24 protein-coding genes are annotated in these 25,313 nt (G+C 73.3%); 8 read left to right on the top strand and 16 right to left on the bottom strand.

All coding sequences use genetic code 11. The annotated features are described in order from the left end of the window. Nucleotides 1-7: 7 nt before the first annotated feature. The 12 genes from ACH4OA_RS19550 to ACH4OA_RS19495 form a co-directional block, all read right to left on the bottom strand. The gene (locus tag ACH4OA_RS19550; RefSeq protein WP_397938345.1) at nucleotides 8-460 is read right to left on the bottom strand and encodes a hypothetical protein; all 453 of its coding nucleotides are present in this window, start codon (nucleotides 458-460) and stop codon (nucleotides 8-10) included. A 196-nt stretch (nucleotides 461-656) separates the two neighbouring features. After that, nucleotides 657-1,520, bottom strand: coding sequence for a zinc metalloprotease HtpX (gene htpX / locus ACH4OA_RS19545; protein WP_397946726.1), 864 nt, complete (start codon nucleotides 1,518-1,520; stop codon nucleotides 657-659). Nucleotides 1,521-1,732: 212 nt separating this feature from the next. Beyond that, a complete protein-coding gene (locus ACH4OA_RS19540; protein WP_397969937.1) occupies nucleotides 1,733-3,250 on the bottom strand; it encodes an NADH-quinone oxidoreductase subunit N in 1,518 nt (505 codons plus the stop codon). After that, nucleotides 3,247-4,821 (bottom strand): NADH-quinone oxidoreductase subunit M, encoded by a 1,575-nt coding sequence (locus ACH4OA_RS19535; RefSeq protein WP_397969936.1) that lies wholly within the window; start codon nucleotides 4,819-4,821, stop codon nucleotides 3,247-3,249. Before ACH4OA_RS19535 ends, ACH4OA_RS19540 begins: the two co-directional genes overlap by 4 nt. 6 nt (nucleotides 4,822-4,827) lie before the next feature. Continuing rightward, nucleotides 4,828-6,822: an NADH-quinone oxidoreductase subunit L gene (locus ACH4OA_RS19530; RefSeq protein WP_397969934.1), complete on the bottom strand. Its 1,995-nt coding sequence runs from the start codon at nucleotides 6,820-6,822 to the stop codon at nucleotides 4,828-4,830. Further along, nucleotides 6,819-7,193 carry an NADH-quinone oxidoreductase subunit NuoK gene (gene nuoK, locus ACH4OA_RS19525; protein WP_365880380.1) on the bottom strand — a complete coding sequence of 125 codons (375 nt, stop codon included), beginning with the start codon at nucleotides 7,191-7,193 and terminating at the stop codon, nucleotides 6,819-6,821. Before nuoK ends, ACH4OA_RS19530 begins: the two co-directional genes overlap by 4 nt. After that, nucleotides 7,193-7,816 carry an NADH-quinone oxidoreductase subunit J gene (locus tag ACH4OA_RS19520; RefSeq protein ID WP_397969933.1) on the bottom strand — a complete coding sequence of 208 codons (624 nt, stop codon included), beginning with the start codon at nucleotides 7,814-7,816 and terminating at the stop codon, nucleotides 7,193-7,195. The genes nuoK and ACH4OA_RS19520 overlap by 1 nt, the downstream gene beginning before the upstream one ends. Next, nucleotides 7,813-8,364 (bottom strand): NuoI/complex I 23 kDa subunit family protein, encoded by a 552-nt coding sequence (locus ACH4OA_RS19515; RefSeq protein WP_397938357.1) that lies wholly within the window; start codon nucleotides 8,362-8,364, stop codon nucleotides 7,813-7,815. Before ACH4OA_RS19515 ends, ACH4OA_RS19520 begins: the two co-directional genes overlap by 4 nt. Beyond that, on the bottom strand, nucleotides 8,364-9,332 hold the full coding sequence (locus tag ACH4OA_RS19510; RefSeq protein WP_397969931.1) for an NADH-quinone oxidoreductase subunit H: 969 nt from the start codon (nucleotides 9,330-9,332) through the stop codon (nucleotides 8,364-8,366). The genes ACH4OA_RS19515 and ACH4OA_RS19510 overlap by 1 nt, the downstream gene beginning before the upstream one ends. Then, on the bottom strand, nucleotides 9,329-10,915 hold the full coding sequence (locus ACH4OA_RS19505; RefSeq protein WP_397969929.1) for an NADH-quinone oxidoreductase subunit C: 1,587 nt from the start codon (nucleotides 10,913-10,915) through the stop codon (nucleotides 9,329-9,331). The genes ACH4OA_RS19510 and ACH4OA_RS19505 overlap by 4 nt, the downstream gene beginning before the upstream one ends. After that, complete coding sequence (locus ACH4OA_RS19500) at nucleotides 10,912-11,514, bottom strand: NADH-quinone oxidoreductase subunit B (protein WP_397938362.1); 603 nt, start codon at nucleotides 11,512-11,514, stop codon at nucleotides 10,912-10,914. The genes ACH4OA_RS19505 and ACH4OA_RS19500 overlap by 4 nt, the downstream gene beginning before the upstream one ends. Further along, nucleotides 11,505-11,924, bottom strand: coding sequence for an NADH-quinone oxidoreductase subunit A (locus tag ACH4OA_RS19495; protein WP_365880370.1), 420 nt, complete (start codon nucleotides 11,922-11,924; stop codon nucleotides 11,505-11,507). The genes ACH4OA_RS19500 and ACH4OA_RS19495 overlap by 10 nt, the downstream gene beginning before the upstream one ends. Before the next feature lie 222 nt (nucleotides 11,925-12,146). Between ACH4OA_RS19495 and ACH4OA_RS19490 the strand changes: the two genes are divergently transcribed. The 5 genes from ACH4OA_RS19490 to ACH4OA_RS19470 all read left to right on the top strand — a co-directional run bounded on the left by ACH4OA_RS19490 (nucleotide 12,147) and on the right by ACH4OA_RS19470 (nucleotide 18,935). After that, a complete protein-coding gene (locus ACH4OA_RS19490) occupies nucleotides 12,147-13,331 on the top strand; it encodes a sensor histidine kinase (protein WP_397969927.1) in 1,185 nt (394 codons plus the stop codon). A gap of 257 nt (nucleotides 13,332-13,588) precedes the next feature. Then, nucleotides 13,589-14,914: a sensor histidine kinase gene (locus tag ACH4OA_RS19485; protein WP_397938367.1), complete on the top strand. Its 1,326-nt coding sequence runs from the start codon at nucleotides 13,589-13,591 to the stop codon at nucleotides 14,912-14,914. Nucleotides 14,915-15,097: 183 nt separating this feature from the next. Then, complete coding sequence (locus tag ACH4OA_RS19480) at nucleotides 15,098-15,757, top strand: response regulator transcription factor (protein WP_365941499.1); 660 nt, start codon at nucleotides 15,098-15,100, stop codon at nucleotides 15,755-15,757. A 195-nt stretch (nucleotides 15,758-15,952) separates the two neighbouring features. Beyond that, entirely contained in the window at nucleotides 15,953-17,881 is a 1,929-nt protein-coding gene (locus tag ACH4OA_RS19475; protein WP_365878737.1) for a 2-oxoacid:acceptor oxidoreductase subunit alpha, read from the top strand. Continuing rightward, entirely contained in the window at nucleotides 17,874-18,935 is a 1,062-nt protein-coding gene (locus ACH4OA_RS19470; RefSeq protein ID WP_365878735.1) for a 2-oxoacid:ferredoxin oxidoreductase subunit beta, read from the top strand. The genes ACH4OA_RS19475 and ACH4OA_RS19470 overlap by 8 nt, the downstream gene beginning before the upstream one ends. 13 nt (nucleotides 18,936-18,948) lie before the next feature. Here ACH4OA_RS19470 and ACH4OA_RS19465 read toward each other — a convergent pair whose 3' ends face one another. Further along, complete coding sequence (locus tag ACH4OA_RS19465; protein ID WP_397938371.1) at nucleotides 18,949-19,353, bottom strand: winged helix-turn-helix transcriptional regulator; 405 nt, start codon at nucleotides 19,351-19,353, stop codon at nucleotides 18,949-18,951. Between the two features lie 93 nt (nucleotides 19,354-19,446). On the opposite strand from ACH4OA_RS19465, the gene ACH4OA_RS19460 reads away from it, so the two are divergent. Further along, entirely contained in the window at nucleotides 19,447-20,301 is an 855-nt protein-coding gene (locus tag ACH4OA_RS19460) for an SDR family oxidoreductase (protein ID WP_397969925.1), read from the top strand. Nucleotides 20,302-20,432: 131 nt separating this feature from the next. Further along, on the top strand, nucleotides 20,433-21,389 hold the full coding sequence (gene rarD, locus ACH4OA_RS19455) for an EamA family transporter RarD (protein WP_365878729.1): 957 nt from the start codon (nucleotides 20,433-20,435) through the stop codon (nucleotides 21,387-21,389). Between the two features lie 3 nt (nucleotides 21,390-21,392). Here the strand turns inward: rarD and ACH4OA_RS19450 are convergent, their stop codons facing one another. After that, nucleotides 21,393-22,607, bottom strand: a complete 1,215-nt coding sequence (locus ACH4OA_RS19450) for a hypothetical protein (protein WP_397969923.1) — start codon at nucleotides 22,605-22,607, stop codon at nucleotides 21,393-21,395. A gap of 195 nt (nucleotides 22,608-22,802) precedes the next feature. On the opposite strand from ACH4OA_RS19450, the gene ACH4OA_RS19445 reads away from it, so the two are divergent. Next, on the top strand, nucleotides 22,803-23,399 hold the full coding sequence (locus ACH4OA_RS19445; protein ID WP_397938378.1) for a flavodoxin family protein: 597 nt from the start codon (nucleotides 22,803-22,805) through the stop codon (nucleotides 23,397-23,399). Between the two features lie 3 nt (nucleotides 23,400-23,402). On the opposite strand, the gene ACH4OA_RS19440 is transcribed toward ACH4OA_RS19445, so the two are convergent. Both ACH4OA_RS19440 and ACH4OA_RS19435 read right to left on the bottom strand, forming a co-directional pair. After that, nucleotides 23,403-24,281 carry an ABC transporter permease gene (locus ACH4OA_RS19440; protein WP_397938380.1) on the bottom strand — a complete coding sequence of 293 codons (879 nt, stop codon included), beginning with the start codon at nucleotides 24,279-24,281 and terminating at the stop codon, nucleotides 23,403-23,405. Beyond that, on the bottom strand, nucleotides 24,268-25,281 hold the full coding sequence (locus tag ACH4OA_RS19435; protein ID WP_397969921.1) for an ABC transporter ATP-binding protein: 1,014 nt from the start codon (nucleotides 25,279-25,281) through the stop codon (nucleotides 24,268-24,270). The genes ACH4OA_RS19440 and ACH4OA_RS19435 overlap by 14 nt, the downstream gene beginning before the upstream one ends. Between the last annotated feature and the right edge of the window lie 32 nt (nucleotides 25,282-25,313).

Here is a 25,313-nt window from a genome sequence, read left to right as displayed (position 1 = left end):
GTTCAGGTCAACTGAATTTGCAGTTGATGTTCTGGCTGCCGGTGAAGGTGTTGTTCCCCTGCGCGGCCTGTCCCGTCGGAGAGCAGATCTGCAGCAGCGGCGGAATGCCCAGAAGGGAGAGAAGCCCACCGCCGCCGGGCGCCGCCGTACCGGCGAGGATGTTGTTGTTATTGGTGTTGTTGTTCGTGTTCACGCCCCCATTGTTGTTGTTATTGTTGTTGTTGTTCACCCCACCGGGATTGTTGTTATTGTTGTTGTTCGTGTTGGTGTTCGTGGCGCTCTGGGTGTCGGTGCCTCCCAGGCCCGCCTGCCCCATCCGGTAGGGGGCCTGGAGCAGTGACGCCACGCCCAGGCGGGACAGGAGTCCCCCGTCGCCCTGCGCCTGCGCGCCGCCGGCGCTGAAGAGCACCGCCGTGACCGCGGCGGTACTGATCGCGGCGAACCGCTTGGTGAGCTTCACTCGGCCAACCTTTCGTCGTCCCTGGTGCCGCATACTCAGTGCACAGGATGGCGACGGCCGGGCGGCAACGATCACCAGACGCGCGGCAGCGCCCGCGTTTTCCCCCGTACAGCCTCAGGGCTTCGCGCGGATTTCCGGGACGGAAAAGAACGGCCGCGTAATACGGAATTGCAGCGCGCGGCCGGCCGGAACGGTCCTACCGGTAGCCGCCCGCCATCTTTTCGAGCCGGGCGATGCGCTCCGTCATCGGCGGGTGCGTGGAGAACATCTTCGACAGCCCCTGGCCCGGACGGAACGGGTTGGCGATCATCATGTGGCTCGCCGTCTCGATGCGGGGCTCCGGGGGCAGCGGAAGCTGCCGGGTGCCCGTCTCCAGCTTGCGCAGGGCACTGGCGAGGGCGAGCGGGTCGCCGGTGAGCTGGGCCCCGGAGGCGTCCGCCTCGTACTCCCGGGAGCGGCTGACGGCGAGCTGGATCAGGGAGGCGGCGAGCGGGCCCAGGATGGCGATCAGCAGCATGCCGAACAGACCGGGTCCCTCGTCGTCGTCCGAACGGCCGACCGGGATCAGCCACGCGAAGTTCACCAGGAACATGATCACGGAGGCGAGGGCGCCGGCGACCGAGGAGATGAGGATGTCCCGGTTGTAGACGTGGCTCAGCTCGTGGCCGATGACCCCGCGCAGCTCCCGCTCGTCCAGCAGGCGCAGGATGCCCTCGGTGCAGCACACGGCCGCGTTGCGCGGGTTGCGGCCCGTGGCGAAGGCGTTCGGGGCCTCCGTCGGCGAGATGTACAGCCGGGGCATGGGCTGGCGGGCCTGCGTGGACAGCTCCCGCACCATCCGGTACAGCACCGGGGCCTCGAACTCGCTGACCGGACGGGCGCGCATCGCGCGCAGCGCCAGCTTGTCGCTGTTCCAGTACGCGTACGCGTTCGTCCCCAGGGCGACCAGCACCGCCACGATCAGTCCGGCGCGGCCGAAGAAGCCGCCGATGACGATGATGAGTGCCGACAGCCCTCCGAGGAGAACTGCGGTCCTGAGCCCGTTGTGCCGGCGGTGCACGGTGCGTCCTCCAAGTCGTGCGGCTGGGGAACACTCTGTTCCGGTGACCCTCCCGCAGGTGACAACGCCAGGCGGAGGCCACGAGTTCCCTGCGCGTACGGTGGCGCGCGGCGGCCGGGCGGGTGAGGTGCCCGTCCGGCCGTACGCGCGCGTGCCGGCACGGGTGCCCCACGCGCGCGGGACGACTCCTGGAACAGCCCGGCGGCCGCTCGCTAGAACAGCCCGGCGGCCGCGAACCGCAGCACCAGCTGGGGCGCTCCGGAGAGGGCGACGCCGAGGACCCCGGTGACGGCGAGGGCGGCCGTGAGCGGGGCCGGCACCCGGTGCCGGACGGGCTCGCCCTCGGGGGCGCGGAACAGCAGGGCCGCCCACTGGAGGTAGTAGAAGAGGCCGATCACGACGTTGACGGCCATGACGACGGCGAGCCAGCCGAGGCCCGCGTCGACGGCGGCCGAGAACACCGTGACCTTCGCGAACAGACCGATGACGCCAGGCGGCAGCCCGGCCAGGCACAGCAGGAAGAACGCCAGCAGCAGCGCGGCGAGCGGGTTGGCGGCGTACAGGCCCCGGTAGTCGCTGATCCGGTTCAGCGCGCGGCCCCGGTCCACCAGGGCGGCCACGGCGAACGCGCCGAGGTTCACGGCGGCGTACATCAGGGCGTACGCCACGGTGGAGCCGATCGCCCGCTCGGCGTCCTTGCTGTATCCGGCCGCGGCGATCGGCACCAGCAGATAGCCGGCCTGCCCGACGGAGGACCAGGCGAGCAGCCGTACGGCGCTGTACGCGCGCGTGGTCTGCTGGCGCAGCGCGGCGACGTTGCCGACGGTCATGGTCAGGGCGGCCAGCGCGGCGAGCGCGGGCCCCCAGACGCCGGCGTACGACGGGAACGCGACGACGGTGACCAGGATCAGGCCGGAGAAGCCGACGGCCTTGCCGACGACGGACAGGTAGGCCGCGACGGGCAGGGGCGCGCCCACGTAGGTGTCGGGCACCCAGAAGTGGAAGGGCACGGCGGCGGTCTTGAAGGCGAAGCCGACGAGGGTGAGGACGACACCGGTCTGGGCGAGGGTGTGCAGTTGTCCGCCGACGTGCGGCAGGCGCTGGGCGACCTGGGTGAGGTAGAGGGTGCCGGTGGTGGCGTAGACGAAGCTGATGCCCAGCAGGCTGACCGCGGTGGCGGTGACCGAGGACAGGAAGAACTTCAGGGCCGCCTCGGAGGACCGCTTGTCGCCGTGCCGGATGCCGACGAGGGCGAAGGCGGGCAGGGAGGTGACCTCCAGGGCGACGATCAGGGTGGCCAGGTCGCGGGAGGCGGGCAGGAGGGCGGCGCCGGCCGCGGAGGACAGCAGCAGGAACCAGAACTCGCCCGGCGGGACGCGGCGCCGCTCGTCGTCCAGGTGGGTGACGGAGAGCAGGGCGGCGAGCAGGGCGCCGCCGAGCACCAGGAGCTGGATGACGAGGGTGAAGCGGTCGGCGGTGTAGCTGCACGCGCGCGCGTGGGCGTCGGTGCAGAAGGTGGCGCGGTCGCCGCCCAGGAGGGGCAGCAGCAGCGCGGTCGCCGCGGCGAGTCCGGCGACCGAGACCCAGCCGAGCACGGCCTTGCGGGGCTCGGGCACGAACAGGTCGGCGACGAGGACGGCGAGTCCGACTAGGGCCGCGAGGGCGGGCGGGGCGATCGCGAGCCAGTCGACGGACTGGACCAGCGACTCGGCAAGCGGCTGGGCGCTCATCGGGTGCCTCCTGCGAGGAGCTGCTGCACGGCCGGGTCGGTCAGGCCGAGCAGGGCCTTCGGCCACAGTCCGGCGAGGACGGTGAGGGTGACGAGCGGGGTCCAGGCGGCGAACTCGTACCCGTGCACGTCCGCCAGCTCCGGGGCCTCGCGCCGCACACCGCCCATGCAGACGCGCTGGACCACGATCAGCATGTACGCGGCCGTCAGCAGGGTGCCGGACGCGCCGATCGCCAGGAAGGTGAGGAAGGCGGGCCGGCTGAGGCCGGCGGCGGGCCGGAACGCGCCGAACAGCGTGAGCATCTCGCCCCAGAACCCGGCCAGGCCCGGCAGGCCCAGCGAGGCGACCGCGCCGAAGGCGAGCAGACCGCCGAGGCGCGGGGCCCTGCCGTACAGCGCGGCGCCGGTCTCCTTCGCCAGCGTGTCCAGGTCGGTGCTGCCGGTGCGGTCCTTCAGGGCGCCGACCAGGAAGAACAGCAGGCCGGTGATGAGGCCGTGGGCGATGTTGGCGAACAGGGCGCCGTTCACGCCGGTCGGGGTCATGGTGGCGATGCCGAGCAGGACGAAGCCCATGTGGCCGACGGAGGAGTAGGCGATCAGTCGCTTGAGGTCGCCCTTCGCGCCCTGCCGGGCGAGGGCGAGGCAGGCCAGCGAGCCGTAGACGATCCCGACGACGGCGAACGCGGCGAGGTACGGCGCGAAGGTGTGGAAGCCGTGCGGCGCGACCGGCAGCAGGATCCGGACGAAGCCGTACGTGCCCATCTTCAGCAGGACACCGGCCAGCAGGACCGAGCCGACGGTCGGCGCGGCCGTGTGGGCGTCGGGCAGCCAGCTGTGCAGCGGCCACATCGGCGTCTTCACGGCGAGCCCGAGCCCGATCGCCAGAACGGCGACGACCTGCACGGACGCGGTCAGCGACCGGCCGTTGTCAGTGGCGAGTGCCACCATGTCGAACGTGCCCGCCTTGAGACCGACCAGGAGCAGGCCGAGCAGCATGACCACGGAGCCGAGCAGCGTGAACAGGATGAACTTCCACGCGGCCCGGGTCCGGTCCGCACCGCCCCAGCGGGCGATGAGGAAGTACATCGGGATGAGCACCGTCTCGAAGGCGAGGAAGAACAGCAGCAGGTCGAGGACGGCGAAGCTGGCGAGGGTGCCGCCCTCCAGCAGGAGCAGGAGGGCGACGAACGCCTTGGGGGCCGGGCCCGCCGGCGGCTTGAAGTAGGAGTAGAGCGCGCAGAGGAAGGTCAGCAGCGCGGTCAGGACCAGGAGGGGGAGGGAGATGCCGTCGGTGCCGAGGTGGATCCGCACGTCGAGCGCGGGGATCCAGCTGATGTCGGTCGTGGCCTGCATCCTCGACGGATGGTCGTGGTCGAAGCCGAGCGCGAGGACGATCGCGGCGGCGAGGACCGCGCCGGTGACGGTCACGCCGTGCCGCAGCACGGCCTGCCCGGGTGACTTCCCCTTCAGTCCGGGGGGCGCCGGGAGGAGGGCGGCGACGGCGCCGAGGAGCGGGCCGACGACGACGAATGCCAGAAGGAACCGCATCACGGACTCGTTGATACCGATCACGCCTGCTCACGCTCCCGTGGCGACGAGGAGGACGGCGACCGCCAGGACGACGGTGCCGGCGAGCAGCGCGCTCACATAGGTCTGCACATTGCCGGTCTGGGACCGCCGTACGGCGGTCCCGAGCAGCCGGGGCACGGCGGCGGCGCCGCGTACGTAGGTGTCGACGACCTCGCGGTCGAGGAACCGGACGAGACGCGCTGCGGCCTGGACCGGGCGGACGAACAGCGCCGCGTACACCGCGTCCAGGTGGAAGCCGGCGGCCGCGGGCCGGTGCAGCGGGCCGAGCAGCAGCCGTCCGGGGTCCGCCGGATCGGGCGCGGAGGCGATGTCGCCGTAGGCCGGTGTGTGGGCGGCGATGGCCTCCGCCTCGACCAGGCCGGCGTCGCCCTCCGGGTGGGCGGCGACGGCACCCAGCGGGGTCCGGGCGGCGAGCGCGGTGGTGCGCTGCCAGGCCCCGTAGGTGAGCAGCCCGCCGACCACGGCGAGGCCCGTGCCGAGGATCGAGGTGAGCGGGGCCGGGGTCAGGTCACGGCCGCCGAACCAGCCGGGCAGCGCGCGGTAGGCGAGCCCGCCGAAGGCGAGGGAGGGCAGGGCGAGGACCCAGAGCACCACGGTCATCGTCAGCGGCTGCCTGCCGTGGTCGGGGGCCTCGGCGCCCCGGCCGCGGAACGCGAGCAGCCATAGCCGGGTGGCGTAGGCGGCGGTCAGCAGCGCGGCGAGCAGGCCGGCGACCAGGACGATCCAGCCGGCCGCGGCGGGAGCGTGTCCGGGGTGGCCCTGCGTCACGTGCTCGGCGGCGCCGAGGACGGACTCCTTGGAGAAGAAGCCGCTGAAGGGCGGGATCGCGGCGAGCGCGAGCAGCGCCACGGTCATCGTCCAGTAGGCGTCCGGGACGCGGTCGCGCAGGCCGCGCATGCGGGACATGGCGGCCAGCGAGTTGGTGCCGGCGGCGTGGATGACGGCGCCGGCCGCGAGGAACAGCAGCGCCTTGAAGGCGCCGTGGGACAGGAGGTGGAAGACGGCGGCACCGCGGTCGCCGACGGCGAGGGCGCCGGTCATGTAGCCGAGCTGGCCGATCGTCGAGTAGGCGAGGACGCGCTTGATGTCGTCCTGGGCGAGCGCGGCGAGACCGGAGCCGGTCATCGTGACGGCGGCCATGACGGCGAGGACCACCATCGCGGCCTGGGAGGCCTCGAAGAGCGGGAGGAGACGGGCGGTGAAGTAGACACCGGCGGCGACCATGGTCGCGGCGTGGATCAGCGCCGAGACGGGCGTCGGGCCGGCCATCGCGTCCGGGAGCCAGGTGTGCAGCGGGAACTGCGCCGACTTGCCCGCGACCCCCGCGAGCAGCAGCAGCGCGATCAGCGTCGGATGGCTGATACCGCCGCTCGCGACGGCGCCGAGGACGCGGGTGACGCGGAACGACCCGGCGTCGCCGGCCAGCGCGAACAGGCCGATGAGGAACGGCACGTCGCCCAGCTTGGTGACCAGGAAGGCCTTCAGGGAGGCGGCGCGGGCCTCGGGGGTCTCCCAGTAGTGGCCGACCAGGAAGTAGGAGCAGATGCCCATGACTTCCCAGCCGACCAGCAGCACGATCAGGTCGCCGGAGTAGACGACCAGCAGCATCGCGGAGGTGAACAGGGAGACGAGAGCGGCGTACGACGGGTAGCGCGGGTCGTCGCGCAGATAGCCGGTGGAGTAGATCTGCACGCAGGCCGCGACGAAGGCGACCAGTACGGCGACGAGCGCGGCGAAGCCGTCGATGTGCAGGGCCAGCTCGACGGGCACGGACCCGGTGGGCGTCAGCTCGGTGTGGGCGTCCACGGCCGCGCCGCCCCCCTGGCGTACGGCGACCAGCGCGGCCAGCACCAGCGAGGCCAGCGGCGGCAGGACGGCGAGCGGGCGGACGAACCCGGGCGCGGTCCGGCCGAGCAGCAGGCCGGCCGCGGCGCCCAGGAACGGCAGGAGGGGGACGAGGACGGCGAGGGTGGTCGTGGTCACGCGGTGGCCTCAGCCTTCTCGGCCGCGGAGGTGCCGGGGCCCTCGGTCGCGGGGCCCTCGGCGGTGTCGCGGAGCTTGTCGATGTCGGCGGTGCCGCGGTTGCGGTGCACGGCGAGCACGATCGCCAGGCCGATGCCGATCTCGGCGGCGGCGATGGCGATGGTGAACAGGGTCAGCGCCTGGCCGGAGTGCAGGGTGTCCTCGGCGGTCCGGCTGAGCCAGACGTCGAAGGCGACCAGGTTCAGGTTGACGGCGTTGAGCATCAGCTCGACCGACATCAGGACCAGGATCGCGTTGCGGCGGGCGAGGACGCCGTAGAGGCCGGTGCAGAACAGGAGGGCGGAGAGTACGGCGGGATAGGCGAGGTGCATCAGCGGGCGCCTTCCTTCCCGGGGGCCGCGGGCACGGCGCCGACCTTGGCCTTGCGGGACAGCACGATCGCGCCGACCAGCGCGGCGAGGAGCAGCACGGACAGCGCCTCGAACGGCAGCACCCAGTGCCGGAACAGGCTGGCGCCGGTGACCGCGGTGGTGCCGGCGGCCGGGCCGTCCAGGTCGATCCAGGTGGTGCGGAAGGCATCCGTGACGACCCACACCAGGGCGACGGCGGCGGCCGCCGCGACGGTCAGCGCGGCCCAGCGGTTGCCGGAGTCGGCGTCCGGGGAGCGGCCGATCGGGGCCCTGGTGAGCATCAGCCCGAACAGCAGGAGGACGACGACGGAACCGACGTAGATCAGGACCTGCACCCAGGCGATGAACTCCGCCGTGAGCAGCAGGTACTCCACGGCGAGCCCGCCGAGCGCCACGACCAGCCACAGGGCGGCGTGCACGAGCTGCCGGGTGGTGACGGTGATCAGCGCGGCGCCGAGGGTGACCAGGCCGACGAGCAGGAAGGCGATCTCGACACCGGTCGGGGACAGGAAACCGTGCGGGGCCGCGGCGAGGCGGAGGCCGTGCCCGGTCCCGGCGAGGTGCGCGGCTGCGGCGGGGGTCACGACTCGCCCTCCCGGGGTTCGGCCTGGGCGGCGGCCAGCTTCTCGGCGGTCTTGCGGGCCGCGGCGATCTCCTTGGGCTCCTCGGCGCCGGGGTCCAGGGCGGGCGGGGCCGGCACGGTCCACATCCACTCGCGGAGCTTGTCCCGCTCGTGGGTGAGGTCGCGGATGTCGGTCTCGGCGTACTCGAACTCCGGGGACCAGAACAGCGCGTCGAACGGACAGACCTCGATGCAGATACCGCAGTACATGCACAGGGAGAAGTCGATCGCGAACCGGTCGAGGACGTTGCGGCTGCGCTCCCGGCCGCCGGGCGCGGCGGGCGGGACGGTCTCCTTGTGGGAGTCGATGTAGATGCACCAGTCCGGGCACTCGCGGGCGCACAGCATGCAGACCGTGCAGTTCTCCTCGAACAGCCCGATCACCCCGCGGGAGCGGGGCGGCAGCTCGGGCAGGGTGTCCGGGTACTGCTCGGTGACCGTCTTCTTCGTCATCGTGCGCAGGGTGACGGCCAGGCCCTTGGCGAGGCCGCTGCCGGGGACGGGGGCCATCAGGAGATCACCACCTTGACGATGCCGGTGAGGGCGATCTGGGCGAGGGAGAGGGGGACGAGGAGGGTCCAGGACAGCTTCTGGAGCTGGTCCTCGCGCAGCCGGGGATAGGTCACGCGGAGCCAGATCACCAGGAAGGCGAGGAGCGCGGTCTTCAGCAGGGTCCACACCCAGCCGAGGCCGTCGGCGCCCCACGGGCCGTGCCAGCCGCCCAGGAAGAGGACGGTGGTCAGACCGCACAGGACGACGATGCCGGCGTACTCGGCGAGCAGGAACAGGGCGAAGCGCAGACCGGTGTACTCGGTGTAGGCGCCGAAGATGATCTCCGAGTCGGCGACCGGCATGTCGAACGGCGGGCGTTGCAGCTCGGCGAGTCCGGCGACGAAGAAGACGACCGCGCCGACGAGCTGCCACGGCACCCACCACCAGTGGAAGACGTGCAGGACGCCGGGCAGGGAGACCGTGCCGGCCGCCATCGCCACCGAGGCCGCGGCCAGCAGCATCGGCAGTTCGTAGGCGAGCAGTTGGGCGGCCGTGCGCAGGCCGCCGAGCAGGGAGAACTTGTTGGCGCTGGCCCAGCCGGCCATCAGCGAGCCGAGCACGCCGACGCCCATCACCGCGAGGACGAAGAACATCCCGGCGTCGAGGACCTGGCCGACGGCGCCCTCGCCGGGGCCGATCGGGATCGCGAGCAGCACCAGGAGGTACGGCAGGAGGGCCACGGCGGGGGCGAGCTGGAAGACGCGGCGGTCGGCGCCCGCCGGGACCACGTCCTCCTTCTGCGCGAACTTCACGCCGTCGGCGATGAGCTGGGCCCAGCCGTGGAAGCCGCCCGCGTACATCGGGCCGAGGCGGCCCTGCATGTGGGCCATCACCTTGTGCTCCGTCTGGCCGACGATCAGCGGGAAGGTGAGGAAGACGACGAAGACGACCAGGAGTCGCAGGGCGACGTCCAGCACGTCGTTCACTGCGGGCCTCCTGGGGGATCTTCGGGGGTGTCGGGACGATCGGGTCCGGCGGACCCGCCGGGGCCTTCGGACTCGCCGGGCCGGGCCGCCTCGCGTGAGTCCGGTTCCGGGGCACGGCCCGGCTCGGAACCCGGCCGGGCCGCCTCACGTGACTCCGGCTCCGGTTCCGGGGCGCGGTCGGGTTCGTCGAAGGCCGGGCGGGCGTGGTGCCACGGCGCGTCCGCGCTGCGCGGGGCGGCGCCCCGGCGCGCGGGCCGGCCGGGACCGGCCGACTCGGCCGCCTTGTCCGGCACGGCCGGTGCCGCCGGCTTGTCCGGCACGGCCGGCTCACTCGGCTCCGCCGCTTCCGGTGACCCCACCGGCTGCGACGGCTCGATCGGCTCGCCCGACTCCCCCGTCGGCACCGGCTGCGACGACTGGGCCGACTCGGTCGCCCTGTCCGGCACGGACGGCGCGGTCGGCGCCGTCGGCGCGGTCGCCTTGTCCGGCACAGCCGGCGCGGCCGGCTCACCCGAGGCGGTCGGCTCGGTCGGCACGGCAGCCTTGCCCGGCTCGGTCGGCGCGGCCGCCTTGCCCGGCTCGGTCGGCGCGGCCGCCCTGCCCGGCCCAGCCGGCGCGGTCCGCTCGGCCGAGGCAGTCGGCTCCGTTTCCGTTCGCTGTGAGGTCGAGCCCTCCGACGCGCTGCGGGTGCGGCGCGGGCGTGCCGGTGCGGTGGGCTCGTGGGCCGTGGACGCCTCGGCGGCCGGGCCCGGGGCCGCCGCCCGGGTGGCGTCGCCCTCGGTCGCGGCCTGCTTGCGCGTCGCCGCGTCCTCGGTCCGTTCCGCCTGCTGGCTCGCCGAGCCCTCGCTCACACTCCGCGTCCGGCGCGCCGGCTGGGCCGTACCGCCGGCCTCCTGCCCCGCACGCGCGGCCTGGCCGGCCGAGCCCTCCGACGCCGAGCGAGTGCGCCGTACCGGACGCTCGCCGGCCGCGCGGCCCGCCGCCGCCCTGGCCGGGCGGGCCGGGGCGGGCGGCAGCTGGCCCTTGAGCGGGCCCCACTCGTTGGGGTCGGGCACGCCCGGGGGCAGCATCTGGCGGCGCTTGGGGCCGCCGTGCTCGGACTCGCCCGGTTCCTTGGCGCCCGGCCACGCCTTGGCGACCCGGGCGGCGAGGACGAAGTCCTTGCGGAGCGGGTGTCCCTCGAAGTTCTCCGGCAGCAGCAGGTGGTCCAGCCCCGGGTGGCCCTCGAAGACGACGCCGAACATCTCGTGGGTCTCGCGCTCGTGCCAGCCGGCGCCCGCGTAGACGCCGACGGCGGAGGGCAGCGCGGGGGCCTCGTGCGGAACGGTCGTACGGACCAGGAGGCGGCGGACCGGGCCGAGGGCGACGACGTGCGCGCAGACCCGGAAGCCGGTGCCCGGTTCGTCGACCGCGCTCAGCCAGTCGAAGTAGGTGCAGGACAGGGTCGTACGGGCCGTCTCCAGGGCGGTGAGCCAGGCGGACGGCGGCACGTCGACGGTCAGCAGGCCGTACGACTCCTCGGCCGTGGCGTCCGGTCCGAAGAGTTCCCCGGCGGGGGCGGGCAGCCAGCCGGCCGTGCTCATGGCGTGCCCTCCTCACCGGCCGGGGCCGGCGGTCGCACCAGGCCGCTCTGGAGCGCGGCGGCGGACGGCCGGGCGGACCCGGCACCGTACCGGTCTCCCAGCGACTCGTGGGCGATCTTCTCCTGCAGCTTGAGGATGCCCTGGAGCAGGGCCTCGGGGCGCGGCGGACAGCCGGGGACGTAGACGTCCACCGGGATGATCTGGTCGACGCCCTTGGTGACGGAGTAGGAGTCCCAGTAGGGGCCGCCGCAGTTGGAGCAGGCGCCGAAGGAGATGACGTACTTCGGCTCGGGCATCTGCTCGTACAGCCGCTTGACCGCCGGGGCCATCTTGTCCGTCACCGTGCCCGAGACCACCATCAGGTCGGCCTGGCGGGGACCCGGTGCGAAGGGGATGACTCCGAGGCGGATGAAGTCGTGGCGGGCCATCGACGCGGCGATGAACTCGATGGCGCAGCAGGCGAGGCCGAAGTTGAACACCCAGAGCGAGTAGCGGCGGCCCCAGTTGAGGACCACCTTCATCGGTTCGGGAGCCAGGCGGGCCAGCGTCCCGAGCCGCTGGGGCTCCGGCAGGTACACGGGATCCGGGGTCACGTCCATGCCAGGACGCCCTTCTTGTATGCGTACAGCAGGCCTACGGCGAGGAAGCCGAGGAAGACGAACATCTCCACGAGGGTCGCGGCGCCGTAGCCGGGGGCGGCGAAGACCGTCGCCCAGGGGAACAGGAACACCGAGTCGACCGCGAAGACGACGTACAGGAAGGCGTAGACGTAGTAGCGGACCTGGGTGTGGGCCCAGCCCTCGCCGACGGGGTCGACGCCGCACTCGTAGGTCAGGAGTTTCTCCGGCGTCGGCACGACCGGGCGCAGCAGCCGGCCGGCGCCGAAGGCGACCGCGACGAACAGCACGCCGACGAGGGCGAGCAGTCCGACCACGGAGTAGGACTGGAAGTATCCGGCCGCGACGGCGTGCGCCGCGGCGGTTGTCGAGTCGCCCAACGTCTCCCGCACCGTCCGTCCCTCGCTTCCTGGCCTCGTGTCCCCGGTGCTGCGGTGCCGCAGCGCGATTCGAGGATGTGTACGCACGGGAGTCTAGGCCCTGATAAAGAACCGGTAAGCAGCCCGTCACGGGAGAGGACGGCCGCATCCCGCCCGGGGTGGGGTTTTCCCCCGGCGGTCCAGGGCGGCGTACCGCATGGCGGGAACCGTGCCGGTCACGGCAGGCTGGCCGGCATGACCCCAACCAGCCCCGCCGCCGGTGACCCGCGTGCCGCCCTCCACCGGCTGCCTCCGCCCCGGCCGGCGTACGACGTCCACACCTGGAAGGAGATCCTGCATCTCCTGCTGAACCTGCCGGTGGCGGTGGTCGGGTTCACGTACGCGTTCGTCGTGGTGGTGGCCGGCGGTGTCCTCAGCCTCACCGCGATCGGACTCCCACTGCTCGCGCTGAGCCTGCTGGGCTCCCGGCAGCTGGGCAAGCTGGAGCGGGCGCGCGCCCGGAAGCTGCTCGGGGTGCGGGTGGAGGAGCCGACCCCGCTGCCGCTGGCCCGCAGCGGGGGCCCGATGCAGCGGCTGTGGATGGCGCTGAAGGACCCGGTGGGCTGGCGCACCCTGCTGTACGACGTCATCCGGCTGCCCTGGGGCGTCCTCACCTTCTGCACCACGCTGGTCTCGCTGTTCGTCCTGTGGCCGGTGCTGCCGTATCTGTCCCGGGGCCTGGCGAACCTGGACCGGGCGATGGTCCGCGGGCTGCTGTCGCCCTCGGACGAGCTGGAGCGCCGGATCGCCGAGCTGGAGTCGGACCGGGGGATCGTCGTGGACACGGCGGCCGCCGACCTGCGCCGGATCGAGCGGGACCTGCACGACGGCGCCCAGGCGCGGCTGGTGAGCCTGGCCATGGGGCTCGGGCTGGCCCGGGAGAAGCTGCTGGAGGATCCGGACACGGCCGCGGCGATGGTGGACGAGGCGCACGGCGAGGTGAAGCTGGCCCTCCAGGAGCTGCGCGACCTGGCCCGCGGCATCCACCCGGCCGTCCTCACCGACCGCGGCCTGGACGCGGCCCTGTCGGCCATCGCCGCCCGCTGCACGGTGCCGGTACGGGTCGAGGTCGACCTGCCGGCCCGGCCGGCGCAGGCCATCGAGGGCATCGCCTACTTCACCGTCTCCGAGCTGCTCCAGAACATCAGCAAGCACAGCCGGGCCCGCACCGCCTCGGTGGACGTGCGGCACGCGGACGGCCGGCTGCTGGTCCGGGTGACCGACGACGGCGTGGGCGGCGCCCGGTTCGACGGCGGCAGCGGGATGCGGGGCCTGGCGGAGCGGCTGGGCGCGGTGGACGGCCGGTTCGCGGTCGACTCCCCGGCCGGCGGCCCGACCGTGGTCACCGCCGAGCTGCCGTGGCGGGACCGGCAGGAGTAGGGCCTTTCCTCCCGCCGAGCAGCCGTGGCGGGACCGCCAATAGCAGGCCCCTTCCTCCCGCCGAGCTGCCGTGGCGGGACCGCCAGGAGCAGGCCCCTTCCTCCCGCCGAGCGGAGCGCCGGGGTGGGGAAAACCCCCGGTCCAAGACGCCGATGGCCTCCATGTCGGGACGGCGCCCGGCGGACGACCCTGGACTGGGGCCTTTCGGAAGACCCTGGGGCGGAACCGCCGCCACGACGAGGAGAACGGACGAAGCGATGGCCACGGAGTACGGACACGGGTACGCCCGCCGGGACGAGCGGCGCCACCGGCTGCCGGCCGCGCTGCGGGCGCCGTTCGAGGCGCGCGGCCGGCGCGAGTTCGCCTATGTGCTGCTGAGCCTGCCGGTCGCGGTGGTGCTGTTCAGCTGGGCGGTGACGATGATCGCCCTCGGCGCGGGCCTGCTGGTGACCTTCCTCGGCGTCCCGGTGCTGGCGGTGGCGCTGGCCGGGTGCCGGGGCATCGGCGCGCTGGAGCGGGCGCGGGCGCGGGCGCTGCTCGGCCTGGAGGTGGCCGAACCGGAGCCGCTGCGGCCGCGCAAGCCGGGCCCGGTGGCCTGGACGGGCGCGCTCCTCAAGAGCGGTTCCTCCTGGCGGCAGGCGCTGTACGCGCTGGTGCAGTTCCCCTGGGCGGTGTTCTCGTTCGCGGTGACGGTGACCTTCTGGAGCCTGGGCTGGTCGCTGCTGACGTATCCGCTGTGGCGCTGGGTGTTCCCGGCGTACGCCGGCGAGGCCGGGATCCAGCTCTACGGCGACGCCCACCACGCCATCTACCTCGACAACCCGTTCGAGATCACCGTGACCGCGCTGGTCGGGCTGGTGTTCACGCTGGTCACGCCCTGGCTCGTGCGGGCCCTGACCAGCGTGGACCGGCTGCTCGTACGCGGACTGCTGGGCCCGTCGCCGCTGTCGGCGCGGGTGGTGGAGCTGGAGTCGGACCGGGGCACCGTGATCGACACGGCCGCCGCCGACCTGCGCCGGATCGAGCGGGACCTGCACGACGGCGCCCAGGCGCGGCTGGCCGGCCTGGCCATGGACCTGGGCCTGGCGAAGGAGAAGCTGCGCGAGGACCCGCGCGCGGCGGCCCGGATGGTGGAGGAGGCGCACGGCGAGGTGAAGACGGCCCTCCAGGAGCTGCGCGACCTGGCCCGCGGCATCCACCCGGCCGTCCTCACCGACCGCGGCCTGGACGCGGCCCTGTCGGCCATCGCCGCCCGCTGCACGGTGCCGGTACGGGTCGAGGTCGACCTGCCGGCCCGGCCGGCGCAGGCCATCGAGGGCATCGCCTACTTCACCGTCTCCGAGCTGCTCCAGAACATCAGCAAGCACAGCCGGGCCCGCACCGCCTCGGTGGACGTGTGGCACGTGGAGGACCGGCTGCTGGTCCAGGTGACCGACGACGGCGTGGGCGGCGCCGACCCGGCGCGGGGCTCCGGACTGGCCGGGCTGGCCGCCCGCCTGGACGCGGTGGACGGCGTCCTCGTGGTGGACTCCCCGGCCGGCGGTCCCACCCGGGTGACCGCCGAACTGCCCTGGCGCCCCTGAGCGCGCGCACGCCCTCCCTTCCCGCTCCCGCCCCGGCACGGCGGCACTCCCGCGCGAATCCTGGAATGCTGGGCCTGCGCAGGACGGCGGCCGGCACGGACGGACGCCGTCGTCACGGACCCGGTCACGAGGACCGGGCCGCAGGAGCGGGCAGTGGGGGGCCGGAAGATCGTGGAGGACAGGGTGCGGGTGGTCATCGCCGAGGACTCGGTGCTGCTGAGAGAGGGCCTGACCCGGTTGCTGACCGACCGCGGGCACGACGTCGTGGCCGGCGTCGGCGACGCGGACGCGCTGGAGAAGACCATCGCCGACCTCGACGGCCGGGGAGAGCTGCCGGACGTGGTCGTGGCGGACGTACGGATGCCGCCGACCCACACCGACGAGGGCGTCCGGGCGGCCGTGGCGCTGCGCCGGCTGCACCCCGGGCTCGGGGTGCTCGTGCTGTCGCAGTACGTGGAGGAGCGCTACGCCACCGAGCTGCTGGCCGGTTCCAGCCGGGGCGTGGGCTATCTGCTCAAGGACCGGGTCGCGGACGTACGGGAGTTCGTCGACGCGGTGGTGCGGGTCGCCCGGGGCGGTACGGCGCTGGACCCGGAGGTGGTCGCGCAGTTGCTCGGCCGCAGCCGCAAGCAGGACGTGCTGGCGGGGCTGACGCCCCGGGAGCGCGAGGTGCTCGGGCTGATGGCGGAGGGGCGGACCAACTCGGCGATCGCCCGGCAGCTCGTGGTCAGCGACGGCGCCGTGGAGAAGCACGTGAGCAACATCTTCCTGAAGCTGGGCCTGTCCCCGAGCGACGGCGACCACCGGCGGGTGCTGGCCGTTCTCACCTATCTGAACTCCTGAGGCCCGGCCGGGGCCCGGCGGCGGGGGTCGGGATGGGCGGACATGAGGCGAAGTCGCCGCGAACGGGCGATCTCAAATCGTCGTCCAATCCACGAATGACCCCGGGAAGGCGACCCTGACCGACGTAGGGTTGATCCTGGGATGGTCCGTGGGACGACCGGCCCCGGACAGCCGCCTCGAAGGAGGTCCAGTTCAGTGACCAGCCAGGTCAGCAGCCCAGCGGAGCACACCGACGGAAGCGTCGTGGGAGAGCAGCGCACACCGGGCGGCGCGAAGGACGTGCGGCGCCTGGACCGGGTGATCATCCGGTTCGCGGGGGACTCGGGTGACGGTATGCAGCTCACCGGCGACCGGTTCACCTCGGAGACCGCTTCGTTCGGCAACGACCTCTCCACGCTCCCGAACTTCCCCGCCGAGATCCGCGCCCCCGCCGGCACCCTGCCCGGTGTCTCGTCCTTCCAGCTCCACTTCGCCGATCACGACATCCTCACGCCCGGTGACGCGCCGAACGTCCTCGTCGCGATGAACCCGGCCGCCCTCAAGGCCAACGTCGGGGACCTCCCGCGCGGGGCCGAGATCATCGTCGACACCGACGAGTTCACCAAGCGCGCCCTGCAGAAGGTCGGCTACGCCGGCGACCCCCTCCAGGACGGCTCGCTCGACGGCTACCACCTGCACCCCGTGCCCCTGACCACCCTTACGGTCGAGGCGCTGAAGGAGTTCGACCTCACCCGCAAGGAGGCCGAGCGCAGCAAGAACATGTTCGCGCTGGGCCTGCTGAGCTGGATGTACCACCGGCCCACCGAGGGCACCGAGAAGTTCCTGAGAACGAAGTTCGCCAAGAAGCCGGAGATCATGGCGGCGAACATCGCCGCGTTCCGCGCGGGCTGGAACTTCGGCGAGACCACGGAGGACTTCGCGGTCTCGTACGAGGTCGCGCCGGCCTCCGCGGCCTTCCCGGTGGGCACCTACCGCAACATCTCCGGCAACCTCGCCCTGTCCTACGGTCTGATCACCGCGGGCCGCCAGGCGGAGCTGCCGCTGTTCCTCGGGTCGTACCCGATCACGCCGGCCTCGGACATCCTGCACGAGCTGTCCCGGCACAAGAACTTCGGCGTGCGGACCTTCCAGGCCGAGGACGAGATCGCGGGCATCGGCGCGGCGCTGGGCGCGGCGTTCGGCGGCTCGCTGGCGGTCACCACCACCTCCGGCCCGGGTGTGGCGCTGAAGAGCGAGACGATCGGCCTCGCGGTCTCGCTGGAGCTGCCGCTGCTGGTGGTGGACATCCAGCGCGGCGGCCCGTCGACGGGGCTGCCGACCAAGACCGAGCAGGCCGACCTGCTCCAGGCGATGTACGGCCGCAACGGCGAGGCACCGGTGCCGGTGATCGCCCCGCGCACCCCGGCCGACTGTTTCGACGCGGCCCTGGAGGCGGCCCGGATCGCGCTGACGTACCGCACGCCGGTGATGCTGCTGTCGGACGGTTATCTGGCCAACGGCTCCGAGCCGTGGCGCATCCCCGACCTGACGGAACTGCCCGACCTGCGGGTGCCGTTCGCCTCCGGGCCCAACCACACCCTGGCCGACGGCACCGAGGTCTTCTGGCCGTACCAGCGGGACCCGCGGACCCTGGCCCGGCCGTGGGCGATCCCGGGCACCCCGGGTCTGGAGCACCGCATCGGCGGCATCGAGAAGCAGGACGGCACGGGCAACATCTCCTACGACCCGGCCAACCACGACTTCATGGTCCGCACCCGGCAGGCCAAGATCGACGGCATCGAGGTGCCGGACGTGGAGGTCGACGACCCGCACGGCGCGCGGACGCTGGTCCTCGGCTGGGGCTCGACGTACGGCCCGATCACGGCGGCGGTCCGGCGGCTGCGCCGGTCCGGCGAGTCGATCGCCCAGACCCACCTGCGCCACCTCAACCCGTTCCCGCGCAACCTCGGCGCGGTGCTGAAGAGGTACGACAGGGTGGTGATCCCCGAGATGAACCTCGGCCAGCTCGCCACGCTGATCCGGGCGAAGTACCTGGTGGACGCCCACTCCTACAACCAGGTCAACGGCATGCCGTTCAAGGCGGAACAGCTCGCCGCGGCGCTGAAGGAGGCCATCGATGACTGACGCCGGCGACGGGCTGCTCCAGTTGGTCCCCAGGGCCGAGGCCAAGCAGTCGATGAAGGACTTCAAGTCCGACCAGGAGGTGCGCTGGTGCCCGGGGTGCGGTGACTACGCGATCCTGGCCGCCGTGCAGGGCTTCATGCCGGAACTGGGCCTGGCGAAGGAGAACATCGTCTTCGTCTCCGGCATCGGCTGCTCCTCCCGTTTCCCGTACTACATGAACACCTACGGGATGCACTCCATCCACGGCCGCGCCCCGGCCATCGCGACGGGCCTGGCCGCCTCCCGCCGGGACCTGAGCGTGTGGGTCGTCACCGGTGACGGCGACGCCCTGTCCATCGGCGGCAACCACCTCATCCACGCCCTGCGCCGCAACGTCAACCTGAAGATCCTGCTGTTCAACAACCGGATCTACGGCCTGACGAAGGGCCAGTACTCGCCGACCTCCGAGGTCGGCAAGATCACCAAGTCGACGCCGATGGGCTCGCTGGACGCGCCCTTCAACCCGGTGTCGCTGGCGATCGGCGCGGAGGCGACCTTCGTGGCGCGCACGATCGACTCCGACCGCAAGCACCTGACCGAGGTGCTGCGCGCCGCCGCCGCCCACCCGGGCACGGCGCTGATCGAGATCTACCAGAACTGCAACATCTTCAACGACGGCGCCTTCGACGCCCTGAAGGACAAGGAGCGGGCCGGCGAGGCGCTGATCCGCCTGGAGCACGGGCAGCCGATCCGGTTCGGCGCCGACGGCGCGAGGGGCGTCGTGCGCGACCGCGCCACCGGCGACCTGGAGGTGGTCACCGTCACCCCGGAGAACGAGGCGGACATCCTGGTCCACGACGCCCACACCGCGTCCCCGACCACCGCGTTCGCCCTGTCCCGGCTGGCCGACCCGGACACCCTGCACCACACGCCGATCGGTGTGTTCCGCTCGGTCGAACGGCCGGTCTACGACACGCAGATGGCCCAGCAGCTCGACACCGCCGTGGCCCAGCACGGCAAGGGCGACCTGGCCGCGCTGCTCGCGGGCGGGGACACCTGGACGGTCGTCGGCTGATCCGTCCGCCGCTTCACGAGGCCCGGGACCCGGTGTCCCGGGCCTCGTCGTACGCCCGGCGGGCCGCCTCGACCCGGTCCATGCGCTCGTGCGTCCACCGGGCGAGGGCCCGGACCTGCTCCGCCGCCTCACGGCCGAGGCCGGTGAGCGAGTAGTCGACGCGGGGCGGGATGACCGGCTTGGCGTCCCGGTGGACCAGGCCGTCGCGCTCCAGGGTCTGGAGGGTCTGGGCGAGCATCTTCTCGCTGACGCCCCGGCCGGCGGCGCCGCCGACCGCCCGGCGCAGCTCGCTGAACCGGTACGGCCGCTCCAGCAGTTCGATCAGGACGAGGACGCCCCAGCGGCTGGTGACGTGCTCCAGGACGAGGCGGTAGGGGCACCGCGCCTCGGTGACCGCCGCGTTCTCACTTACCGTCATGCCAGTACCTTACTTGAAAGTGGGTACTTTCCCAACGACAGCGCAGCTCTTACGGTGAGTGTCAGCACCCCATCCCCCTAGGAGTCGTGAACCATGAGCATCGTCGTCACCGGAGCCACCGGACACCTCGGCCGGCACGTCGTGGAGCAGTTGCTGGAGAAGGTCCCGGCGGAGCGGATCACCGCCGTCGTGCGCGACGAGGCCAAGGCCGCCGCCCTCGCCGCCCGCGGTGTCCGGCTCGCCGTCGCCGACTACGACGCGCCCGAGACCCTCGAGGGTCTGTTCGCCGCCGGCGACAGGGTCCTGCTGATCTCCGGCAACGAGGTCGGCGAGAACCGGGTGCGGCAGCACTCGGCCGTCGTCGACGCGGCGAAGGCGGCCGGTGTGGCGCTGCTCGCCTACACCAGCGCCCCGGGCACCCTGACGGCCGCGCTGGCCGACGACCACCGGGCCACCGAGAAGGTGCTGCTCGCCTCCGGCGTGCCGTACAGCCTGCTGCGCAACGGCTGGTACCACGAGAACTACACCGAGAACCTGGCGCCGGTGCTGGAGCACGGCGCGGTCGTCCAGGCCGCCGGGGACGGCCGGGTCTCCTCCGCCGCCCGCGCCGACTACGCCGCCGCCGCGGTCGCGGTGCTGACCGGCGAGGGCCACGAGAACACCACGTACGAGCTGGGCGGCGACGAGGCGTGGAGCTTCGCCGAGTACGCGGCCGAGCTGAGCCGGCAGACCGGCCGGGAGATCGCCTACCAGCCCGTCCCGGCCGAGACCCTCACCGGCATCCTGACCGGCGCCGGGCTGCCCGAGCCGCTGGCCGCGGTGCTGGCCGGCGTGGACGCCTCGATCGAGAAGGGCGAGCTGGTCGTCACCTCCGGCGACCTGTCCCGGCTGGCCGGCCGGCCCACCACGCCCCTCGCGGACGCCGTCCGGGCCGCGCTGAAGGACTGACGCGCGGGGCCCGTCCCGGCCGTCGCGGCCGTCATGACTGTATGGCGATACGGACATGACAGCCGGGAGCGTCCGGCGCTACCTTCTCCTCGCGTGCCCGGACCGGGCACCCGAGTGCGAAGGAGGAGGCCGTGGCCCAGGCGCCCGAGCGTGAGCACCGCATAGGTCTGCTGAACGGTTTCGCCGCCTACGGCATCTGGGGCCTGGTGCCCCTCTTCTGGCCGCTGCTCAAGCCCGCCGGCGCCGTGGAGATCCTCGCCCACCGCATGGTGTGGTCCCTGCTGGTGGTCGCCGTGGCGCTGCTCTTCATCCGGCGCTGGGCCTGGGCGGGAGAGCTGCTGCGCCGGCCCCGGCGGCTCGGCCTGGTCGCCGTGGCCGCCGCCGTGATCACCGTGAACTGGGGCGTCTACATCTGGGCGGTGAACTCCGGCCATGTCGTGGAGACGTCGCTCGGCTACTTCATCAACCCGCTGGTCACCATCGCGCTGGGCGTGCTGCTGCTGAAGGAGCGGCTGCGGCGGGCGCAGTGGGCGGCGGTCGCGATCGGCCTCGCCGCCGTCGTCGTCCTCACCGTCGGATACGGCCGCCCGCCGTGGGTCTCGCTCTCCCTCGCCGTCACCTTCGCCGTCTACGGACTGGTGAAGAAGAAGGTCGACCTCGGCGGTGTGGAGTCGCTGGCCGCCGAGACCGCCCTGCAGTTCCTGCCGGCGCTCGGCTACCTGGGCTGGCTGGTCGCGCACGGCGACGCCAGCTTCCTCAACGACGGCACCGGCCACGCCGCCCTGCTCGCCTCCACCGGCATCGTCACCGCGCTGCCCCTGGTCTGCTTCGGCGCGGCGGCGATCCGCGTGCCCCTGTCCACGCTGGGCCTGCTCCAGTACCTGGCGCCGATCTTCCAGTTCCTGCTCGGCATCTTCTACTTCCACGAGGCCATGCCGCCCGAGCGGTGGGCCGGGTTCGCGCTGGTCTGGGTGGCCCTGTTCCTGCTCACGGGCGACGCGCTGCGCCATTCCCGGCGCCCGCGGCGGCCCGCCGGGCCGGCGCCCCGCACCGCCGGGACACCGGCGTCGGCACCGGCGGACGTCTGACGGTCAGGACCGCGCCGCCGCCGCGCGGTCGGCCAGCCGGACCATGCGGGTCCGGGCGGCCTCCAGCGGGCGCGGATCGTCCGCGGCCGGGCCCGGCTCGGCGGCGAGGTCCGTCCACAGGCCGACCAGGTCGCGGCCCAGCCGCAGGCCCTCCTCCGGATCACGCACCGCGCGCCAGGCGGTGGCCGCGCTGCGTACGTTGCCGTAGGCGGCCTCGCCGTCCCGGGCCTGGCGGCGCAGCCGGGCGAGGTCCAGGGAGAGCCGGCAGGCGCGCACGGGGTCGTCCGCCAGGTAGGCGATATAGGCGGTCAGCTCGCGCACGTGCAGCACCTCGGCGTGGGTAGGGCCGAACACGGCGGACGCCTCGGCCAGCGTCCGGTCGGCCAGCTCCGCCGCCGCGTCGATCCGGCCCGCCCGCACGGCCTCGTTGATCCGGCCCAGCGGCTCGGCGAGCAGCTCCGCGCCCTCGGCGGTCTCGGTCAGCGGCCCGTCCCCGAGCACCTCCTCGGCGACCGCGTCGAACCCACGGGCCGGGGTGTGCCCGGGCGCGGGCGGCTCCTCCGGTACGGCGGTGACGGCGGCCCACAGGTCCGCGTCCCCGCCCACCTCGGCGCCTGTTCCGGCGCGCGCCGCCGTCTCCGCCTTGGCCGACGCGTCCGCGCCTGCGAGGGGGGCCGGGGCGGCGGTCGTGGTGTGCGGGCCCGGACCGGTGAGGGTGGCTCGCGGACCCGGGACGGCGGCCGGGGAGGGCGCGGCCGGGGCCTGCGGGAACGAGACGGCACTGGCCTGCCGGCCCGGGGCGGCGGCCGGGGTCTGCGGGGCCGGGGAGGGCGTGGCCGACGGGTCCATCACGGGCGGTGGGCCGAATCGGCCGGCCGGGGCCTGGCCGGTGCCCGGGGCCGTGGTCTGCGCGGTCTCCGGCGCGGTCAGCCGGACCGGTTCGCCGGTCATCCGGCTGGAGCCGTCCGCCGAGACCTCCAGCGGGACCACACAGCCGGCGACGTCGTCGTGGACCGTGGCGCGTATCGGGGCGCCCAGGCTGATGGCCAGGCGCTGGAGGTGGTTCAGGACGGCCTGCTGGATCTCCTCGCCCGGCGCCGCCACGACCGGCACCCCGTCCACCGAGGCGCCACCCCCGCCGAACACCCGTACCGGCAGCGCCGCCGGATGCCCCACGGGCTGCCGCGGCCGCTTCTTCTCGAAGCTGAGTCGAGCCATCGGTGAACCTCACTCCCCCGGCGCCGCGATCCGGTCGTACGCGTCCTGGCCTCCAGTGTGTCGGTTCGCGCCCCGTTTCCGCGTCACCACGGCGTCACAGCCTCGCATCAGCCGCCCCTGGCGCAGGGTACTTGCATGTGCATAAGATGCACGGGACTTGTCCGGGGTACGACACGACCCACTGGGGGGACTCCCATGAGCCGCCGCTTCCTCTTCGTCCTGGGCAGCGCCCGCGCCGAGGGCAACACCGAGCTGCTGGCCCGCGAGGCCGCCGAGCAGCTGCCCGCCGGCACCGGACAGCGCTGGATCAGGCTGGCCGAGCACCCGCTTCCCGACTACACGGACCTGCGGCACGACAGCGACTACGTACGGCCGCCCGCGGACACCCCCGCCGGGCTGCTGCTGGACGCCACCCTCGAAGCCACGGACATCGTGATCGCCTCGCCGCTGTACTGGTACTCGGTCTCCAGCCTCACCAAGCGCTACCTGGACTACTGGGCGGGCTGGCTGCGCACCCCGGGGGTCGACTTCAAGGAGACGCTGTCCGGCCGCACCCTCTGGGGCGTCGCGGCGCTCGCGCACGAGGAGCAGGCCGTGGCCGACCCGTACGTGGGCACCCTGCGCAACTCGGCCGCCTACCTGGGGATGCGGTTCGGCGGAGTGCTGCTGGGCAACGGCAGCAAGCCCGGTGACGTGCTGAAGGACACCGGGGCGCTGACGCGCGCGAAGACGTTCTTCGCGCAGGACGCGCCCTTCGCGCGCTTCCCGTACGAGACCGGCGGCGCCTCCTGAGCGCTACGCGCCGATGTCCCTCGCCGTGAACCGCGCCCAGGCCGCCGAACCGAACACGGCCGCGTACAGCGCCTGCAGACCGAGGTCGCGCACCAGGTCGTCCCAGTAGACGGGGTCGCGCATCAGGTCGGCGAACGACAGCCAGTAGTGCGAGAAGAGGTACGGCTGGAGCGCGTGCAGCTGGGGTATCTGGTCGACGATCTGCACGGTGATGAGCAGGCCGACCGTGGTCGCCATCGCCGCGATGCCGCTGTCGGTGAGGGTCGACACGAACAGGCCGAGGGCCGCCACGCCGACCAGGGAGGCCGCCACCACCAGGGCGATCAGCAGGGCGCGGGCCAGTCCCTCGGCCAGGCTGATCCGGGTCCCGGAGATCGTCGTCAGCTCGCCGAGCGGAAAGAGCAGCGCGCCCACGGCCAGCGCCGAGCCGGCGACGACCAGGGTGGCCAGCAGGCAGAAGGCCAGCACCGTCGCGTACTTGGTGAGCAGCAGCCGGGTACGGCCGGCCGGGGCGACCAGCAGATAGCGCAGCGTGCCCGCGCCGGCCTCCCCGGCGATCGCGTCGCCGGCGACGACGCCGACCGCCATCGGCAGGAAGAACGGCAGGGTGGCGGCCAGCGCGGTGAACACCAGGAACAGGCCGTTGTTGGTGATCTGCGCGAGGAACGCCGGGCCCTCGCCGCCGCCCGCCCGGCCGCCGTCCCGTGTCTCGATCCGCACCGCGATCCCGACCAGCACCGGCACCGCGGCCAGCACCCCGAGCAGGGCGAGCGTGCGCCACCGGCGGACGGTGGTGACCAGTTCGCTGCGCAGCAGCCCGAGGGCCCACAGCGGCTGCGGACGGCGGACGGCTGCGGTCCGCGGCGGCTCAGCCCGCGACATCGAATCCCTCCCCGGTCAGCGCCACGAACGCGTCCTCCAGCGAGGCCCGTTCCACGGTCAGGCCCCGGACGCGGACACCAGCGGCGACCAGGGCCGCGGTCACCTCGGCGAGATCCCGGCCGGGCGGTTCGCCGGTGACCCGGTCGCCGTCCGCGGACACGTCCCCGACGCCCAGCTCCTTCAGCACCCGGGCCGCCTCGGCCGGGTCCGGGGTGGTCACGGCCAGCCGGCCGCGCGCCCCGGCCGCCAGGTCGGCCACCGCGCCCTGGGTGACGAGCCGGCCGCGCGCCATCACCGCCGCGTGCGTGCACACCTGCTCGATCTCGTCGAGCAGGTGGGAGGAGAGGAAGACGGTCGTGCCCTCGGCGGCCACTTCCCTGACCAGGGCGCGGATCTCGCGCATGCCCTGCGGGTCGAGGCCGTTGGTGGGCTCGTCCAGGACGAGCAGCCGGCGCGGCTGGAGCAGCGCGGCGGCCAGGCCCAGGCGCTGTTTCATGCCGAGCGAGTACGCCTTCGCCTTTTTGCCGGCGGCGGCCGCGAGGCCGACCCGGTCCAGCGCGGCGGCCACGCGCGCGTGCCGGGTGCGCGGGTCGGCGGTGGGGTCGGCGGCGTCGTAGCGCAGCAGGTTGTCCCGGCCGGAGAGGAAGCCGTACAGGGCGGGGCCCTCGATGAGCGCGCCGACCTGCGGGAGGACCGTGCGGGCCGCCTGGGGCATGGGCCGGCCGAGCACCCGGACCGTGCCCGCGGTCGGCTGGATCAGGCCCATCAGCATGCGGATGGTGGTGGTCTTGCCCGAACCGTTCGGACCGAGGAAGCCGAAGACGCTGCCCGCCGGGACGGTCAGGTCGAGACCGTCCACGGCGAGCTGGCCGCCGCGGTAGCGCTTGCCGAGCCCCCGGGTGACGATCACACTCGCCGGCTCCGCGGGCGGGGGCGCCGCCGGATCGTGCGCGGCGCGCGCGTCCCGCGGGCCGTGGTCCGCGGCGGACGCTCCGTCCATCGGCTCCCCCTCGCTTCCTGCGTCCGGCGGCG

Origin of the sequence: Streptomyces sp. NPDC017095, from assembly GCF_044332325.1 — a bacterium.
Taxonomy (GTDB): domain Bacteria; phylum Actinomycetota; class Actinomycetes; order Streptomycetales; family Streptomycetaceae; genus Streptomyces.
This window is presented reverse-complemented; position numbering and strand designations above follow the sequence as displayed.